At 74.3% G+C, this 16780-nt stretch carries 13 protein-coding genes; 10 read left to right on the forward strand and 3 right to left on the reverse strand.

From position 1 onward, the window contains the following. Nucleotides 1-67: 67 nt before the first annotated feature. From ABD345_RS18090 to ABD345_RS18135, 10 genes are all read left to right on the forward strand, one after another. Nucleotides 68-370: an acyl carrier protein gene (locus ABD345_RS18090; RefSeq protein WP_344553270.1), complete on the forward strand. Its 303-nt coding sequence runs from the start codon at nucleotides 68-70 to the stop codon at nucleotides 368-370. Then, the gene (locus ABD345_RS18095) at nucleotides 367-1752 is read left to right on the forward strand and encodes a flavin monoamine oxidase family protein (protein WP_344553271.1); all 1386 of its coding nucleotides are present in this window, start codon (nucleotides 367-369) and stop codon (nucleotides 1750-1752) included. The genes ABD345_RS18090 and ABD345_RS18095 overlap by 4 nt, the downstream gene beginning before the upstream one ends. 105 nt (nucleotides 1753-1857) lie before the next feature. After that, nucleotides 1858-3567: a class I adenylate-forming enzyme family protein gene (locus tag ABD345_RS18100; protein WP_344553272.1), complete on the forward strand. Its 1710-nt coding sequence runs from the start codon at nucleotides 1858-1860 to the stop codon at nucleotides 3565-3567. Then, a complete protein-coding gene (locus ABD345_RS18105) occupies nucleotides 3567-4994 on the forward strand; it encodes a KamA family radical SAM protein (protein WP_344553273.1) in 1428 nt (475 codons plus the stop codon). Before ABD345_RS18100 ends, ABD345_RS18105 begins: the two co-directional genes overlap by 1 nt. Then, entirely contained in the window at nucleotides 4991-5989 is a 999-nt protein-coding gene (locus ABD345_RS18110) for an ATP-grasp domain-containing protein (protein WP_344553274.1), read from the forward strand. Before ABD345_RS18105 ends, ABD345_RS18110 begins: the two co-directional genes overlap by 4 nt. Beyond that, on the forward strand, nucleotides 5986-7209 hold the full coding sequence (locus tag ABD345_RS18115) for a phenylacetate--CoA ligase family protein (RefSeq protein WP_344553275.1): 1224 nt from the start codon (nucleotides 5986-5988) through the stop codon (nucleotides 7207-7209). The genes ABD345_RS18110 and ABD345_RS18115 overlap by 4 nt, the downstream gene beginning before the upstream one ends. A gap of 11 nt (nucleotides 7210-7220) precedes the next feature. Then, complete coding sequence (locus ABD345_RS18120) at nucleotides 7221-8534, forward strand: MFS transporter (protein WP_344553276.1); 1314 nt, start codon at nucleotides 7221-7223, stop codon at nucleotides 8532-8534. Beyond that, on the forward strand, nucleotides 8531-9370 hold the full coding sequence (locus ABD345_RS18125) for an SDR family NAD(P)-dependent oxidoreductase (RefSeq protein WP_344553277.1): 840 nt from the start codon (nucleotides 8531-8533) through the stop codon (nucleotides 9368-9370). Before ABD345_RS18120 ends, ABD345_RS18125 begins: the two co-directional genes overlap by 4 nt. A gap of 12 nt (nucleotides 9371-9382) precedes the next feature. Beyond that, nucleotides 9383-10645, forward strand: a complete 1263-nt coding sequence (locus ABD345_RS18130) for a phenylacetate--CoA ligase family protein (protein ID WP_344553278.1) — start codon at nucleotides 9383-9385, stop codon at nucleotides 10643-10645. A 34-nt stretch (nucleotides 10646-10679) separates the two neighbouring features. Next, nucleotides 10680-11171, forward strand: coding sequence for a DinB family protein (locus tag ABD345_RS18135; RefSeq protein ID WP_344553279.1), 492 nt, complete (start codon nucleotides 10680-10682; stop codon nucleotides 11169-11171). A gap of 5 nt (nucleotides 11172-11176) precedes the next feature. Here the strand turns inward: ABD345_RS18135 and ABD345_RS18140 are convergent, their stop codons facing one another. From ABD345_RS18140 to paaI, 3 genes are all read right to left on the reverse strand, one after another. Further along, nucleotides 11177-11914, reverse strand: a complete 738-nt coding sequence (locus ABD345_RS18140; protein ID WP_344553280.1) for a ferritin-like domain-containing protein — start codon at nucleotides 11912-11914, stop codon at nucleotides 11177-11179. A gap of 148 nt (nucleotides 11915-12062) precedes the next feature. Beyond that, nucleotides 12063-16154, reverse strand: a complete 4092-nt coding sequence (locus tag ABD345_RS18145; protein WP_344553281.1) for a bifunctional nitrate reductase/sulfite reductase flavoprotein subunit alpha — start codon at nucleotides 16152-16154, stop codon at nucleotides 12063-12065. Between the two features lie 151 nt (nucleotides 16155-16305). After that, entirely contained in the window at nucleotides 16306-16692 is a 387-nt protein-coding gene (gene paaI, locus ABD345_RS18150; protein WP_344553282.1) for a hydroxyphenylacetyl-CoA thioesterase PaaI, read from the reverse strand. Between the last annotated feature and the right edge of the window lie 88 nt (nucleotides 16693-16780).

Raw genomic sequence — 16780 nt, forward strand, 5'->3', positions numbered from 1 at the left:
CGGCGCACCACGCACCCGCTGGCACCACCGGACCACGCGCACCCCGCACCGGTCGAAGGAGACCCCGATGAGCCTCGACACGCCCGCCGTCACCCCCACCCCCCTGAACACCGATCCACCGCTGAACGCCGATCCGCTGCTCGACTCGCTGACCGCGCTGTTCCGCCGCGTCCTGGAGCTGCCGGAGGTGCCCGGGGACGGGAACTTCTTCCTGCTGGGCGGGGACTCCCTGGTCGCCACCCGGGTGCTGAGCGCGGTGGCGCGCACCCACGGCGTCGAGCTGACCTTCGAGGAGTTCCTCGCCGACCCGACCCCGGCGGGCCTCGCCGCCCGCGTCGGCTCCGCCACGGCCGTCCCGGCGACCCGGTGAGCGCGGCGGCACTCCCCGCGGGCTCTCCCTCCCCCGCCGGTGCGCCGCGCTCGGTGGTGGTGGTCGGCGCGGGCCTGGCCGGGCTGACCGCCGCCGTGGAGCTGGCGGAGCGCGGTGTGCGGGTGACGGTGCTGGAGGCCCGGGAGCGGGTCGGCGGGCGGGCCCGGGGCGTCGAGGTCGCGCCGGGGCGGTGGATCGACGCGGGCGCCGCCTACCTGGGCGACCGGCACACCGCACTGCACGCCCTGCTGGCCACCTGCGACCTGAAGACCGCGCCGACGGAGATGGCGGGCGCCAGCCGGTTCGCGCTGGGCGCGGACGGCGCCCCGGAGGCCACCGTCGAGGGCCGCTTCCCGCCGCTGAACGCGGTGGCCCTGGGCGACCTGTTCGAGCGGCTGGAGGAGCTGGCGGCGGCCGTCCGCCCGGACGCGCCCTGGCTGACGCCGGACGCCGAGCGGCTGGACGCGCTGACCGCCGCCGACTGGGCGGAGCGCGAACTGTCGCACCCGGACGCCCGGTTGTTCTTCCCGCTGTTCCTGGGCGAGATGATGGCGGCCGACCCGGCGAAGGTGTCCGTCCTGCACATGGCGTTCTACCTGCGCTCGGGCGGCGGCCTGCGCTACCTGAACGCCTTCGCGGGCGGCGCCCAGCAGGACCGGGTGGCGGGCGGCGCGCACCGGCTGTGCGAGCGGCTGGCCCGGCGGCTGCTGGCGGCGGACGGGGTGCTGCGCACCGCCGAGCCGGTGCTGTCGGTGGAGGAGTCCGGCGGGGCGGTCACCGTCCGTACGCCGGACGGGAGTTACCGGGCCGAGGCGGCCGTGGTGGCGGTGCCGCCGCTGCTGGCGGACGCGATCGGGTACCGGCCCGAGCTGCCGGCGCGGCGGGCCGGGGCGCGGACCGGGCGGGGCTGCGCGGTGAAGGTGAGCCTGGTGTTCCCGGAGCCGGTGTGGCGGGCGTACGGCCTGTCCGGCTGGTCGGTGAACGCGGCCGGCCCGCTGCTGTCCACGGTGGACGACACGCCGCCGGAGGGCTCGCCCGGCGTGCTGACCGGTTTCGTCACCGGCGCGGAGGCGCACCGCTACGCCGCCCTGCCGGCCGCCGAGCAGCGGGAGGCGGCGTTCGCGCAGGCCCGGCGGCTGTTCCCGATGCTGCCCGAGCCGGTCGGCTTCCACCTGACCGACTGGGTCAACGAGCCGTGGAGCAGGGGCTGTTACGCGGCCCTGTTCGGCCCGGGCGACTGGTCGGCGCTCGGCCCGGCGCTGACCGCCCCGCACGGCCGGGTGCGCTTCGCGGGCACCGAGACCAGCACCGAGTTCTTCGGCCTGCTGGAGGGCGCCGTCCGCTCCGGCCACCGGGCGGCCGCCGAACTCCTGAACAGCTGACGCAGCGTCAATTAACTATCTGATCAAGCTAGTTCGGACCTTTCCCCTGACCGGCGCGCGCCCCGCGAGGGCGGCCCCGGCGACGAGTCCTGCTTGGAGAGCGCCATGAGCGACCAGACCCCCCTCGCCCCGCTGCCCGTCCGGGAGCGGTTCGCGAGCGATCCGACCCTCGGTGCGGGCAACTTCCTCGACCGGGCGGCCGGGGCGAACCCGAACCGGGCGGTGCCGTACGCCTTCTCCCACCGGCTGGACCACCGCGGGCAGGTGGTGCTGGTCGGCCACAGCCTGCTGGACCTGGTGGCGCTGCGCGACCGGTACGCGGCCTGGTACCACGCGATGGGCGTGCGGCCGGGCGAGCCGGTGGGCGTGGTGGTGGCGGAGGGCCTGGAACCGCTGCTGCACTTCTTCGCGCTGACCGCGCTGGGCGCCGTCCCGGCGCTGGTCAACGACGCGATGCGGCCGGACGTCATGGTGCGCTACCTGAACCACGTCGGCGTGGTCGGGGTGGTCGCGGACGACACCACCCGGCTGGCCGCGGCGTACCGGCAGGACCCGCAGCGCCGGCCCCGGTTCCTGGCGCTGACCGCCGAGGTGCAGGCGTCCGACCCGGCCGCGGCGGCGCTGCCGGAGCGGTACCCGTACCAGCACGCGGCCGAGGACGTGGTGGCGCTGATCCACTCCTCCGGGACGACCGGCACCCCGAAGTCGACGGTCCTGGCGCACCGGCAGTTCTGGGAGGGCAAGCAGCCGCGGATGACCCGCTTCCCGGCCGAGCCGTCGGACCGGTTGATGTCGCTGATGCCGCACACCCACGCGGGCGGCCTGAGCTACTTCCTGACCGCCACGCTGCTGGGCCTGCCGACGGTGGTGATGGCGGGCTGGCGGCGCGCGGTGGTGGAGCCGGTGATGGAGGCGTTCCAGCCGACCATGGTGGCCTCCTTCCCGCGCACCTTCGTCGAGTTGGCGACCGGCGAGCTGCCGGTGGCGGGCGCGGCCCGGGTGCACTCCTGGTTCAACACCGGCGACAGCGCGCACTACGGGCACGTCCGGCGGCTGGTGCGACTGGGTGAGCGCCCGGCCGGGTTGATCAGGCCGTGGCTGCTGCCGCAGGAGAAGGCCGAACAACCGGCGCTCCCCGGCTCGCAGTTCGTGGACGGGCTGGGCTCCTCCGAGATGGGCATGGCGCTGTTCGGGCAGGTCACCTCGCCGGAGACGGAGCGCGCGGACCGCTGCGTGGGCAAGCCGTCCGAGGTGGTGGAGGATGCCGTCGTACTGGACCAGGACGGCGTCGAAGTCCCGGACGGGACGGTGGGGTTGCTGGCGGTGCGGGCGCCCTCGATCACCCCCGGGTACTGGAACGACGAGCGGCTGACGGCGAGCTTCCGGCTGTCCGGGTACTGGCTGACCGGCGACGTGGCCTACCGGGACGCCGAGGGCCGGTTCTTCCACCTGGACCGGACGGTGGACGTGATCGACACCCTGGACGGGCCGGTGTACAGCCTGCCGCTGGAGGAGGTGCTGCTCGCCGACTGCGCCGAACTGGTGCGCGACTGCTCGGTGGTGGGCGTGCCGCACCCGGACGGCGGACAGCGGCCGGTCGCCGTCGTCCAGCTCCAGGAGAGCGCCGAAGTCCTGGACGAGGACGGACTGTTGAAGGCCGCCAACGCCGAACTCGCCCGGGCCGGGCTGGCCGAGCTGGCCGCGCTGCGGGTGGCCCGCACCGACGGGGACTTCCCGCTCGGCCCGACCGGCAAGGTGCTCAAGCGGGAACTGCGCACCCGGCACGCCCGGTTGCTCACCGCTTCGGCCTCCTGATGGACGGCGGAGCACAGCCCTACCAGTACCTGCGGCGGCCACTGGTGGAACCGGACTGGCGGCGGCTGCCGGGCTGGCGGCAGGTGACGGCCGCGCAGTGGCGCGACGCCCAGTGGCAGCGGGCGCACTGCGTGCAGGGCGAGCGGCAGCTGCGGCAGGTGTTCGGGCCGCTGCTGACCGACCGGTTCTACGACGAACTTGCGGCCGACCAGCGGGAGTTCGCGACCATGTCGGTGCTGGTCCCGCCGCACATGCTGAACACCATGGCGGTCGGCGCCGCGCTGGAGCCGGCCGCGTTCACCGAGGCGTTCCTGGCCGATCCGGTACGGCGCTACATGCTGCCGGTGCGCACCGACCGGCACCCGTCCTGGCCCAGTCACCCGCTGGCGGCCCGGGACTCGCTGCACGAGGCGCAGATGTGGGTGGTGGAGGGGCTGACCCACCGCTACCCGACCAAGGTGCTGGCCGAACTGCTGGCCACCTGCCCGCAGTACTGCGGGCACTGCACCCGGATGGACCTGGTCGGCCGCTCCACCCCGCAGGTCGCCAAGACCCGGCTGGTGCTGCGCCCGGCGGACCGCGAGGAGCAGATGCTCGACTACCTCAAGCGCACCCCGTCGGTGCGGGACGTGGTGGTCTCCGGCGGCGACCTGGCGAACGTGCCGTGGCCCCGGCTGGAGTCCTTCCTGCTGCGGCTGCTGGAACTGGGCTCGGTGCGGGACGTCCGGCTGGCCAGCAAGTCGGTGGTCGGGCTGCCGCAGCACTGGCTGCAGCCGGAGGTGCTGGCCGGGGTGGAGCGGGTGGCCCGGCTGGCCGCCCGGCGCTCGGTCAACCTGGCGGTGCACACCCACGCCAACCACGCGGCGTCCGTCACCCCGCTGGTCGCCGAGGCGGCCCGGGCCCTGCTGGACGCGGGCGTGCGGGACGTGCGCAACCAGGGCGTGCTGATGCGCGGCGTGAACGACAGTCCCCAGGCGCTGCTCGACCTGTGCTTCGCGCTGCAGGGCGAGGCCAACGTCCTGCCGTACTACTTCTACCTGTGCGACGTCGTCCCGAACGCCGAGCACTGGCGGCTGCCGCTGGCCGCCGCGCAGCGCCTCCAGGAGGCGATCCTCGGCTACCTGCCGGGCTACGCCACGCCCCGGCTGGTCGCCGACGTGCCGCACGTCGGCAAGCGCTGGGTGCACCAGGCGGTCGGCTACGACCGGGTCCGCGGCGTCTCGTGGTGGACCAAGAACTACCGCACCGGGCTCGAACTGCGCGGCGGCGCCGGGTCGTTCGGCCCGGACGGGCTGGGCCGCCGGCACCCGTACGTGGACCCGGTGGACACCCTGCCGCCGGAGGGGCGGGCCTGGTGGGCCGAACGCGTCGAACGGGCTTCCCGGGGCGGGGAGTTCGACATGAGCGAGCTGGAGGAGGGCGAATGAGCGAGCAGCGGGCGCCGCTGCGCCGGATGTGCTGGATCTTCCCGGACCGGGAGTCCAGCCGGTCGGGCGCGATGTGGAAGCACTACTTCTGGGACATGTACGCGGAGATCGCCGCCGAACTGGGCCTGTCCTGGACGATGCACGCCCCGGAGGCGGTGACGGTGGACGGCACCGACCCGGCCCGGCCGCGGGTGTACGTGGACGGCGAGCGGGTGACGCCGCGGGACACCCTGTTCATCACGGCGCTGTACTCGCTGCCGTACCAGTCGATGGACGTGTTCAACCAGCTGACCCTGTGCACCGTGCTGGAGCAGGCCGGGTTCTACCTGCCGTTCCCGGCGCAGGTGTCGCTGCTGGGCAACGACAAGCTGGCGACGGTGCTGTTCCTGGCCGACTCGCCGGTGCCGCCCGTCCCGTCGGTGCGGATCGGCTCCGGGCGGGACGTCTCCAAGCACCAGTACGAGGCGGCGCTGGACGGGCTGACCTTCCCGGCGATCGTGAAGCCGTCCGGCTGGTGCGGCGGCGGCGGGATCTGCCTGGCCCGCTCCCGGGAGGACGTGCGCGGCCTGGCCAGCCTGGCGCAGGGCGGCGACACCGTGCTGGTGGCGCAGCCGTACCTGGGGGACGGCACGGTCGACTACCGGGTGTACGTGATCGACGGGCAGCCGTACGCGGCGCTGCGGCGCACCCCGGAGGCGGGCTCGCCGGTGGCCAACGCGAGCCGCGGCGGGTCGATGGAGTTCTGTCCCGTACCGGACGAACTCGTGGACGCCACGGCCTACTTCGCGAAGAAGCTGCCGATCCCGTTCTTCTGCGTGGACTTCCTGCACGACGGCGAGCGGTTCTGGTTCTCCGAGCTGGAGCCGGACGGGGTGATCGCCCCGGACCTGGAGGACCCCGGCCGCCCGGTGCAACGCGCGGTCACCCGGGCCCGGTTCGCCGCCTACCGGGACGCGCACGCGGCCTTCCTGGCGGACGGGGGCGTGCGGCGATGACCACTCGCACGACCTTCTCGCTCACCGAGGCGGCGGCCGCCGAGGGCCTGGCGGTGGCCCGCCGGACGCTGGAACTGCTGCGCGGCGTACCGGAGTTCGGCGACCGGTACGCGGCCGCCGCGCCGCCCGGCACGCTGGCGGAGCTGGCCGCGCTGCCGCCGCTGGCCAAGGACGACCTGAACACCGCGCTGGCGCACCTGGAGCCGGCCGCCGAGCACGGCGCGACCTGGCTGTTCCAGAGCGGCGGTTCGACGGGGGCGCCGAAGGTCGGCTACGCGCCGACCGGGTTCTACATGGCGAAGGTGTTCGAGCACTGGCAGCCGCTGGAGCGGGACGACGTGTTCGTCAACGCCTGGGGCGCGGGCCGGATGTGGGGCGCGCACTTCCTGGCGGCGGGCCTGGCCGACCTGTCCGGCTGCCGGGTGATCGCGCTCGGCTCGGTGACCGCCGAGGAGTACCCGCAGTGGCTGGGCTTCCTGGCCGACCGGAAGGTCACCGCGATCGGCGGCACCCCGAGCGTGCTGCGGCTGTGGTTCGCGCACGCCCGCGCCGCCGGGATCGAACTCCCGTCGCTGCGCAAGGTGTTGTGGCTGGGCGAGGCGTGGCAGCCGCAGCTGGAGGAGGACCTGGCGGCGGTCGCGCCGAAGGCCCGCCGGCACGGCATGTTCGGCTCCACCGAGACCTGGGTGGTGGGCGCCAACTCCCCCGACTGCCCGGCCGACACCTTCCACCCGTTCCCGCACCAGCTGGTGCACGTCGGTGACGGCGGGCTGCTGGACTTCACCTCGCTCGACCCGGCCATGCTCAACCCGGTGCTGCGCTACCGCACCGGCGACGCGGGCGAGTTGGTGCCCTGCCCGTGCGGGCGGCCGGGCCCGGCGATGCGGGTGCTGGGCCGCCGGGACAACGTGGTGCAGGTGCGCGGCCTGGGCCTGCACGTGGACGAGCTGCTGGCCCGGGTCGAACGCGAGCCGGGCGTCACCCGGGCCCAGGTGCTGGTCACCGAGCGGGGCGGCCGGGCGGAGTCGGTGGACGTCCTGGTGCTCGGCGCGCTGCCCGACCCGGACTCGCTGCGCCGCGCGCTGCTGGCCGAGACCTTCACCCTGAGCACCGCCTTCGTCCACGACCCGGAGCACGTGCGGGTCCGGGTGGTGGACGCGCTGATCAGCAACGACCGGACCGGGAAGACCGCCGGGTTCGCCGTCCGGGAGGAACTGTGAGCCGAGGGCCCGTGAAACCGCGCAGGCCCGAGCAACTGGGCCGGGGCTTCAACCTGTTCTGGTTCGGCAAGTCGGTCTCGAACGTCGGCGACCGGGTGACGGTGTTCGTCGTCCCGACCCTGATGATCTTCGTGCTGCACGCCTCGGCGCTGCAGGTCGGCGTCGTCGCGATGGCCCAGTACCTGGGCATCCCGCTGCTCGGCCCGGTGGCGGGCGTCCTGGTCGACCGCTGGGACAAGCGGCGCACCCTGATCGCCTGCGACCTGGTGCGGCTGGTGGCGGTCGCGGTGATCCCGGCCGCGTACTGGCTGGACCTGCTCTCCACGCCGCTGCTGTTCTGCTGCGTCGCGGCGGTCTCCGGGGCGACCATCTTCTTCAACGTCGGCTACCTGGTGGCCGTCCCGGCCGTGGTCGAGCAGCCGCACCTGGTGCGCGCCTACTCCCGGCTGGAGGGCAGCGGCTCGGTCGCCGAGGTCTCCGGGCCGTCGATCGCCGCCGCCCTGTACGGGGCGCTCGGCGCGGCCTCGCTGCTGGTGGACGCGGCCAGCTACCTGGTCTCGGCGGCCTGCTTCCGCTGGATGCGGCCCTGGGGGCGGCCCACCGTCGCCCAGGGGTCGGTGTGGCAGCGGCTCACCCTCGGCTTCCGGCTCAACTGGCAGGACCCGGTGCTGCGCCGGGTGGTGCTGGCGGCCGTCACCCTCAACTCCGGCGGCCCGGTGTTCGTCACCGTGATGCCGGTGCTCGCCTACCGGGGCCTGGGCGTCAGCGTCGGCGTGTACGGCGCCGCGATGTCCGCGGGCGCGGTCGGCGCGCTGCTGGGCGCGCTGGTCGCCCCGCGGATCGGCGAACGCCTGGGCATCGGCCGGACCATGGCCTGGGCGCTGCTGCTGCACTGCCTGGTGGGCCTGGGCGTCCTGGCCGCGCCGACGCTGCCCGCCGGTCCGGTCATCGCCGTCACCATGGGCGCCTACGGCTTCTTCATGTCCTGCATCAACGTGTGCTCGGCGCCCGCCCGGCAGTCCCGGATGTCCGCGCGGCACCAGGGCGTCATGCACGCCGCGTTCCGCACCGCCACCTGGGGCGTGATCCCGCTCGCCGCGCTGGCCGGCGGCCTCGCCGTCTCACTGCTCACCGGCCCGCTCGGCGTCCTGGACGCGGCCCGCTGGACCATGGTCGGCGGCACCCTGCTGGCCGCCTGCTCCTTCCTGCCCGCGCTCGGCGTGCAGCCCCGGATGGACGCCGACCTGCCGAAGGCCGTGGACCTCTTCCCCGAGCCGACCGCGCCCGCCGACGGCGCCACCGAACCCGCGGAGGCCAGGAAATGACGGATCGTCAGCGGCTACTGGTCACCGGCTGCTCCTCCGGCATCGGGCTGGCCACCGCGGCCGCCGCGAGCCGGGCCGGCTGGGAGGTGCTCGCCACCGTCCGCGACCCGGGGCGGGCCGACGCGCTGCGGGCGGCCGCGCCGGCGGCCGAGGTGCGGCGGCTGGACGTCACCGACGAGGACTCGGTGGCGGCCTGCTTCGCCGGGATCGACCGGCTCGACGCGCTGGTCAACAACGCCGGGATCTCCAACTCCGACCCGACCCTGGAGATGTCCACCGCGAAGGCGCTGCGCGCCAACCTGGAGGTCAACTTCTTCGGCACGGTCGCCGTCTCGCGCGCCGCGATGCCGCTGCTGCGGGCCTCCGGCGGGCGGCTGCTGACCATCGGCAGCGTGCACGGCGTGGTCGGCCAGCCCTTCAACGAGGCGTACTGCGCGGCGAAGTTCGCCGTCGAGGGCTTCATGGAGTCGCTCGCCCCGGTCGCCGCCGCGCACGGCGTGCGGGTCTCGGTGCTGGTGCCCGGCTACGTCCCGGACACCCGGTTCGGGATCTTCCCGGACGTGAACCGCCGTACCGTGCAGGCCGCTTCGGGCCCGTACGCGGAGACCTTCGCCGCCTACGGGGAACGGATCGGCGCGCACTGGGCGGGGGCCGGGCAGCCCGCGGCGGAGGTCGCCGCCGCGGTGCTGCGCGCGCTCGCCGAGGAGCGGCCGCCGTTCCGGATCCCCACCGGTCCGTGGGCCGCGGCCTACCTGGACGCCAAGCTCGCCGACCGCGACGGCGGCGCCGTGCAGCGGCTCGCCCGCGACTGGATCGGCCTGAACCCCCTGCCCTGAGGAGCAACCACCGTGCCCGCACTGCCGCTTCACGCGCTCGTCGACCACGCCCGGCGCAACTCGCCGTTCTACGCCGAGCTGTACCGCGACGTCCCCGCCGTCGTCACCTCGCTCACCCAGCTGCCCCTCATCGACCACGTCGCGTTCTGGTCGGCCAACCGCTGGCCGGACAACCGGCTGCTGACCGGCCCGCTGACCGACGCCGCCGTCTACAAGTCCGGCGGCACCACCGGCGCGCCCAAGTTCTCGCCGTGGACCCGCTCCGAACACTTCGACTCGGTCAGCGCGTTCGGCGCCGGGCTGGTCGACGCCGGGCTCCGGCCCGGGCAGAAGGTCGCCAACCTGTTCCGGGCCGGCGAGTTCTACAGCGGCTTCCTGTTCATCGAGGGCGCGCTGCACCACGCGCCGATCGACAACGTACGGCTGCCGGTGGCCACCGCGCCCGACGAGTACGTGGCCGACCTGGTGCACTCCTTCGGGGTGGACGTGCTGGCGGGCGAGCCGATGAAGCTGTCGGCCGTCGCCGAGACGCTGCTCAAGCAGGAACGGCCGGCCCCGCAGGTCGAGTTGATCCTGTTCGGCGGCGACATCCTGTTCAACGACCTGCGCCCGCTGCTGCGTTCGGCCTTCCCGAACGCCGCGCTCTCCTCGATCGGCTACGCCTCGGTGGACGCCGGACTGGTCGCCGGACCGGTGCCCGCCGGGGACGACCTGCGGGTCCACCGGGCCTTCCCCAACCGGACGGTGGTCGAACTCGTCGACGACGCCACCGGCGAGCCGATCACCGAACCCGGCGTCCCCGGGCGGGTGGTGGTCACCAACCTGTTCCGCACCCTGGTGCCGATCCTGCGCTACCCGGCGGGCGACCGGGCCGAGTGGACGGACTCCGACCGCCGCACCTTCCGGCTGCTCGGCCGCTCCACCGAGGGCGCCCGGGTCGGCATCGTCTCGATGCCCACCGAGGACGTCCGCGACGTGCTGCTCGCCCACGACCCCGGGCACCACATCACCGGCATGCAACTCGTCCAGCGCCGCTGTGAGAACCGCGACGGCCTGATCATCCGCCTCGGCCACACCACCCAGTCCCCGCCGCCCGCCGAACTCACCGAGACCCTGCGCCGCGCCGTCCTCGACGCCCGGCCCGCGTACGTCTCCGAGGCCGCGATCGGCGCGATCCACCCGCTGCGGGTCGAGTGGGTGCCGCGCGCCGAGCTCGTCACCAACCCCCGGACCGGAAAGCTCCGCCAGGTCATCGACGAACGCCCCGCGCACTGACCCGTCCGGCCGCCCGGGTTGGCATGATGGTCCGATGAGCGACCTCCAGCGCACCGAGCCCTCCCGGGTGGCCGACGACCGGGCCTCCCTGACCGAGTTCCTCCAGTACCAGCGCGAGACGCTGGCGATGAAGTGCGCCGGCCTGACGGCCGAACAGCTGCGGCTGCGGGCCGTACCGCCCTCCGAGCTCTCCCTGCTCGGCCTGGTCCGGCACCTCGCCGAGGTCGAGCGCAGCTGGTTCCGCAACGTCGTCAACGGCGACGACGCCCCCGCGCACTGGCCCGGTGACGCCGCCTTCGAGGTGGACGCCGCCGACCCCGACGAGGCGTTCCGCACCTGGCACGAGGAGTCCGCCCGCTCCCGCGCCACCGTCAACGACGCCGCCTCGCTCGACACCCCGATCCACCGGCACGAGGAGGTCTTCACCCTCCGCTACGTCGTCACCCACCTGATCGAGGAGTACGCCCGCCACAACGGCCACGCCGACCTGCTGCGCGAACGCCTCGACGGCGCCACCGGCGAGTAGCCGCCCTACCCCGCCTGCGGGTCCGCCACCGCCCGACCCTCCCGGGCCGCCATCCGGGCACCGACCACCCGGGCGTGGCGGGCCACCGCGCCCAGGAAGCGGCCCCGGGAGGCCCGGACGGCGTGCAGCGCCGGGCCGTGGTCGACGGCGACGAACAGGGCGCCCGCGAGGGCCAGCAGCAGCCAGGCCAGCTGCGCGAACGGGCGGGCGGACGGAGCGATTTCACCGAAGGACTGCCGCAACCGCTGGACGTGGAACGGGATGTGGCGCCGCTCGTCGCGCAGGATCCGGCCGGTGACCTCGCGGGCCAGCGGGTCCGCGAGGCCGTCCCGCAGGCTGCGGTAGTACTCGACGGCGACCAGCTCGGCGACCATCAGCACCATCAACTCGGTCCGCAACCCCAGCAGTCGGCGCACCCGGACGAAGATCCGGTCGCTCCAGTGCCCGTCCAGCAGCGGCGCCCCGGCCGCTCCCAGCAGCTCGGCGAGCAGCCGCGCGTGGTTGCGCTCCTCGTCGACGAACAGCCGCACCGCCGCCGAGTACGCCGCGTCCCCCGCCAGATCCGCCTTGGCCCGCAGGTTGGCCCCGTCCCCGTCCTCCCCGACCTGGAACTTCTGCAGGCTCCGCACCACCACCGCGGGCAGCTCGACCCCGTGCCCCCACTCCGGGTCCGCGATCCACTCCCGGCGCGCCTTCTCCGCCTCGAACGCCGCCACCCACTCGTCGAATCCGCTCCCGGGCATGGCTCCGCCCCCGTTCTCGTACATGGTGCTGCGCCCACCGCACCGACGGCATGCGGGCGTACCAGGATGAACGCCACGGTCCGGCGGCGCACGACCAGTACGCTACCGCAACCCTGAACGCGTTCAAATAGGTGTGGCCGGTGGCGGCTCAGTAGACGTCGCGGACGTAGCGCTTCTCGGCGGCGAGGGACTTGACGTAGGCGGTGGCGTCCTCCGGGGTGAGGTTGCCGTGGGTGGTGGCGATGTCGTGGAGGGCGCGGTCGACGTCCTTGGCCATCCGGGAGGCGTCGCCGCAGACGTAGAAGTGGGCGCCGTCCTGGAGCCAGGACCAGAGGTGGTGGCCGTGTTCGCGCATCCGGTCCTGGACGTAGACCTTGGCGCGCTGGTCGCGGGAGAAGGCGGTGTCGAGGCGGCTGAGGGTGCCGTCGGCGAGGTGGGCGGCGAGTTCCTCCTGGTAGTAGAAGTCGGTGGCCCGGTGCTGTTCGCCGAAGAACAGCCAGTTGGGGGCGCGGTGGCCGCGGGCGCGGCGGTCCTCCAGGAAGCCGAGGAAGGGGGCGACGCCGGTGCCGGGGCCGACCATGATCATGGGGGTGGCGGGGTCGGCGGGCGGGCGGAAGTGCGGGGAGCGCTGGAGGTGGACGGGGACGGTGGCGCCTGGTTCGGCGTCGGCGAGGTGGGTGGAGCAGACGCCGCCGCGCGGCTGGCCCTTGAGGCTGTCCCAGCGGACCACCGAGACGGTGAGCGAGACCAGTCGGGGGTCGGTGAGCGGGCTGGAGCAGATCGAGTACTGGCGGGGCTGGAGCTTGCCGAACACCTCGGCCCACTCCTGGGCGGTGGCGCGGACGCCGAACTCTGCGGCCACGTCGACGGCTTGGCGTCCCCAGGTCCAGCGGGCCAGCGCGTCGGTGTTGTCGGCGCGCAGCAGGGCGCGCAACTCGCGGTCGTCGCGGGTGCGTTCGGCGGTGAAGCGGAGCAGCTTGGGGCTGACCCTGGTGATGTCGAGGTGCCGGGTGAGGGCCTCGCGCAGCGGCAGTTCGCCGGGGCCGGGGAGGGTGACGGCGCTGTCGCCGGGCAGGCCGGTGACGGCGAGCCATTCGTCCACCAGGACGGGCGAGTTGACGGGGTGGACGGCGAGCGCGTCGCCGGCGGCGTAGTCGAGCGGGAGGCCGAGGTCGCCGGTGTCGAAGGTGAAGCGGCGCACCTCCTTGCCCGAACCGGGGCCGGAGAGCAGCCGGTTGCCGACCAGCCGGGCGGGGGTGGTGCTGCGGCGCGGGGCGGTGGCGGTGGCGGGCCCGGCGGCCGGGGCCGGCGGCGGGGACGCGGCCTGCCGGCCGAGGGCGGCCAGGACGCCCTCCAGCCAGCTGTCGGCGGTGTTCTCGTAGTCGGGTTCGCAGTCGGCGCGCGGGGCGAGGCGGTGGGCGCCGAGTTCGGCGAGGCGGGTGTCGAGGCGGCGGCCGTGGCCGCAGAAGTCCTGGTAGTTGGAGTCGCCGAAGGCGAGGACGGCGTAGCGGCGGCCGTCGAGGCGGGTGGTGCCGTCGGCGCTGAGCGCGTCCCAGAAGCCGGCGCCGTTGTCGGGGGCGTCGCCGTCGCCGTAGGTGGAGGTGATCAGCAGCAGGTCGGCGTCGCCGGGCAGCGCGGCCGGGTCGGTGTCGGCCATCGCGTGCAGGGCGGCGGGGTGGCCGCCGGCGGTGAGGCGGGCGGCGGCGGCGGTGGCGTACTCCTCGGCGGTGCCGGTCTGCGAGGCCCACAGGACGAGGAGCTGGCGGGTGGCGGCGGGGCCGGCGGCGGCCGGGGCGGGGGCGGCGGTGCGCGAGTAGAGGCCGGCCAGTGCGCCGTTGACCCACTGGGCGTGCCCGGGGTCGAAGGGGGCGTCGGCGGGGAGCACGGGCACCCCGGGCAGTCCGGTCGGCAGGGCGGCCAGGAACCCGGCCAGGTAGCGGCGTTCGACCTCGGAGAGGACCGGCGGGGGCGCGGGGTCCAGTCCGAACACCGAGGCGGAGGAGGCCGCGGAGGCGGCAGCGGTCGCGGCGGAGGGGACGACGGCGGTGACGGGGACCGGGGACGGCGTCGGGACCTTGGCCAACGAGACCGCGCAGTACTTGAGTTCGGGCTGGAAGGAGAGCGGGTCGACGGCGTCGGAGGTGACCGCGTTGACCGACAGGTACTCGCCGAACAGGTCGTTCCAGTGGAACGGCGCGAAGCAACTCCCGCGCTGCACCCGGTCGGTGACCTTGGCGGGCAGCACGGCCCGGCCGCGCCGGGAGGAGACCTCGACGCCGTCGCCCTCGCCGATGCCGAGCGCGGCCGCGTCCTCGGGGTGGATCTCGACGAACGGCGACGGGTCGAGCTTGCTGAGCTTGGCGACCTTGGCGGTCTTGGTGAGGGTGTGCCACTGGTGCGGGAGCCGACCGGTGTTCAGGACGAACGGGTAGTCGTCGTCCGGGAGTTCGGCCGGGTCGAGGTGCGGGCGGGGGTGGAAGGCGGCCCGGCCGCTGGGGGTGGGGAAGTGCGGGGTGCCGTCGGGCAGCAGGTAGCGGATCGGGTTGCGGTCGGGCCCGTCCGGCTCGGCGGCGGGCCACTGCACGGGGGTGTCGCGCAGCCGGGGGTAGGAGGCGCCGCGCAGGTCCCAGCCGGTGACGGGGTTGTACGCCTGCTTGAGCTCCTCGAAGACCTGCTCGGCGTCGGTGAAGTCGAAGCCCTCCGAGTAGCCCATGGCGCGGGCGACTTCGGCGATGATCCGCCAGTCGGGGAGGGCCTCGCCGGGGGCGTCGGCGGCGGGGCGGGCCAGCGTGAGGTTGCGTTCGCTGTTGATCAGCACGCCCTCGGTCTCGGTCCACAGCGCGGCGGGCAGCACCACGTCCGCGTACGCGTTGGTCTCGGTGTCGGCGAACACGTCCTGGGTGATGACGAGTTCGGCCTGCTCCAGGCCTGCTATCACGGTGCGCCGGTTGCCGACCGAGGCGACCGGGTTGGTGCAGATGATCCAGCACGCCTTGATCTCGCCGTCGGCCAGTTTCTCGAACATCTCGACGGTGCCCTTGCCGACGCCGTCGGCGCGCAGCGTGCCGGGCGGCAGGTTCCACAGCCGCTCGGTGAACTCGCGGTCGGCGGGGGCGAGGACGGAGCGCTGGCCGGGCAGCCCGGGGCCCATGTAGCCCATCTCGCGGCCGCCCATCGCGTTGGGCTGGCCGGTCAGCGAGAACGGGCCGCTGCCGGGGCGGCAGATGGTGCCGGTGGCCAGGTGCAGGTTGACCAGGGCGTTGGTGTTCCAGGTGCCGTGGGTGGACTGGTTCAGCCCCATCGTCCACAGGCTGGTGAACTCCCCCGCCTCGCCGATGAGTTCGGCGGCCCGGCGGATGTCGGCCTCGGCCAGGCCGGTGAGCTCGGCGACCCGGTCCGGCGGGTAGTCGGCGAGGAGGTCGGGCATCGCCTCCCAGCCCTCGGTGTGCCGCTCGATGAACGCCGGGTCGGTGTGCCCGTTCGCGTGCAGCAGGTGCAGCAGGCCGTTCAGCAGGGCCAGGTCGGTGCCGGGGCGGATCTGCAGGAACAGGTCGGCCTTGGCGGCGGTGGCGGTGCGCCGGGGGTCGACGACGATCAGCTTGGCGCCCGCCTTGACCCGGTCCATCATCCGCAGGAACAGGATCGGGTGGCAGTCGGCGGCGTTCGAGCCGATCACCAGGAACACGTCGGCCAGGTCGAGGTCCCGGTAGGAGCCGGGCGGGCCGTCCGCGCCCAGCGACAGCTTGTAGCCCGTCCCGGCGCTGGCCATGCACAGCCGGGAGTTCGACTCGATCTGGTTGGTCCGGACGTACCCCTTGGCGAGCTTGTTCGCCAGGTACTGGGCCTCCAGGCTCATCTGCCCCGACACGTACAGCGCGAAGGCGTCCGGCCCGTGCTCGTCCACGATCGCCCGCAGCCGGCGGCCGGTGGCGGCGATCGCCTCGGCGACCGGCGTCGGCACCGGGTCCTCGCCCCGGGCGGGGCGGACCAGGGCGGTGCCGAGCCGGCCGGGCGCGGCCAGCATGTCGGCGGTGGTCGCGCCCTTGGTGCACAGCCGGCCGCGGTTGGCCGGGTGCTCCGGGTCGCCGGAGACCTTCCGCACGGTGCGGCGGCCGTCCGGGCCGGTTCCGACGTCCAGGAGCAGGCCGCAGCCCACCCCGCAGTAGGAGCAGACCGACCTGACCTGTTCGGTCCCCGGTCGCTGCGGCTTCGCTGCGTCCTGCGCCACCTGTCCGGCCACGGGAGCCCTTCCGTTCGACCTGCACCTGCCTGTGGCGACTGTAGGAAGGGCGCATTTCACGACTGTCTCCACGGCGGACGGTCGGCGGTTACGCCGACCGCACAGCCCGGGGCCGCCCCCGGTGAGGGGCGTCCCCGCCCCTCCCCCGGCCTCAGCCGCTGTGCGGCACCCCCGCGACCAGCACGCTCTGGCCCCGGAACTCGGCGACCACCGCGCCCGCCGCCGTCCGCACCGTGACGTCGTAGACGCCCTGCCGTCCCGCCATGGTCCGCTCCACGGCCTCCGCGACCAGCTCGTCGCCGAGCTGCGCCGGGGCCAGGAAGGTGATCTGCGCGCCCTGGGCCAGCGCGACCGGCCCGTAGCTGTTGCAGGCGTACGAGAAGGCGGCGTCGGCCAGCAGGAACACGTACCCGCCGTGCCCGATCCCGTGCGCGTTGGCCATCTCCCCGGTGACCTTCATCCGCGCCACCGCGCGGCCTCCGGACACCTCGTCGAGCACGATGCCCGCGCCGTTGGCGGCCCGGTCGCGTTCGAACATTTCTTCGATCCTGGAACGTCCCACTACAGGCTCCCCCGGTGAGCTGCGCGTTCGGCGAAGCAGCATTAGACCGAGGCTGCTGACAGCC

It is taken from the genome of Kitasatospora saccharophila (assembly GCF_039529925.1).
Classification (GTDB): domain Bacteria; phylum Actinomycetota; class Actinomycetes; order Streptomycetales; family Streptomycetaceae; genus Kitasatospora; species Kitasatospora saccharophila.

Bases quoted from the DNA above. Each gene is read 5' to 3' on its own strand.
- ABD345_RS18090 (WP_344553270.1), top strand. From the start codon at position 68: ATGAGCCTCGACACGCCCGCCGTCACCCCCACCCCCCTGAACACCGAT.
- ABD345_RS18100 (WP_344553272.1), top strand. From the start codon at position 1,858: ATGAGCGACCAGACCCCCCTCGCCCCGCTGCCCGTCCGGGAGCGGTTC.
- ABD345_RS18105 (WP_344553273.1), top strand. From the start codon at position 3,567: ATGGACGGCGGAGCACAGCCCTACCAGTACCTGCGGCGGCCACTGGTG.
- ABD345_RS18110 (WP_344553274.1), top strand. From the start codon at position 4,991: ATGAGCGAGCAGCGGGCGCCGCTGCGCCGGATGTGCTGGATCTTCCCG.
- ABD345_RS18115 (WP_344553275.1), top strand. From the start codon at position 5,986: ATGACCACTCGCACGACCTTCTCGCTCACCGAGGCGGCGGCCGCCGAG.
- ABD345_RS18125 (WP_344553277.1), top strand. From the start codon at position 8,531: ATGACGGATCGTCAGCGGCTACTGGTCACCGGCTGCTCCTCCGGCATC.
- ABD345_RS18135 (WP_344553279.1), top strand. From the start codon at position 10,680: ATGAGCGACCTCCAGCGCACCGAGCCCTCCCGGGTGGCCGACGACCGG.
- ABD345_RS18140 (WP_344553280.1), bottom strand. From the start codon at position 11,914: ATGCCCGGGAGCGGATTCGACGAGTGGGTGGCGGCGTTCGAGGCGGAG.
- paaI (WP_344553282.1), bottom strand. From the start codon at position 16,692: ATGTTCGAACGCGACCGGGCCGCCAACGGCGCGGGCATCGTGCTCGAC.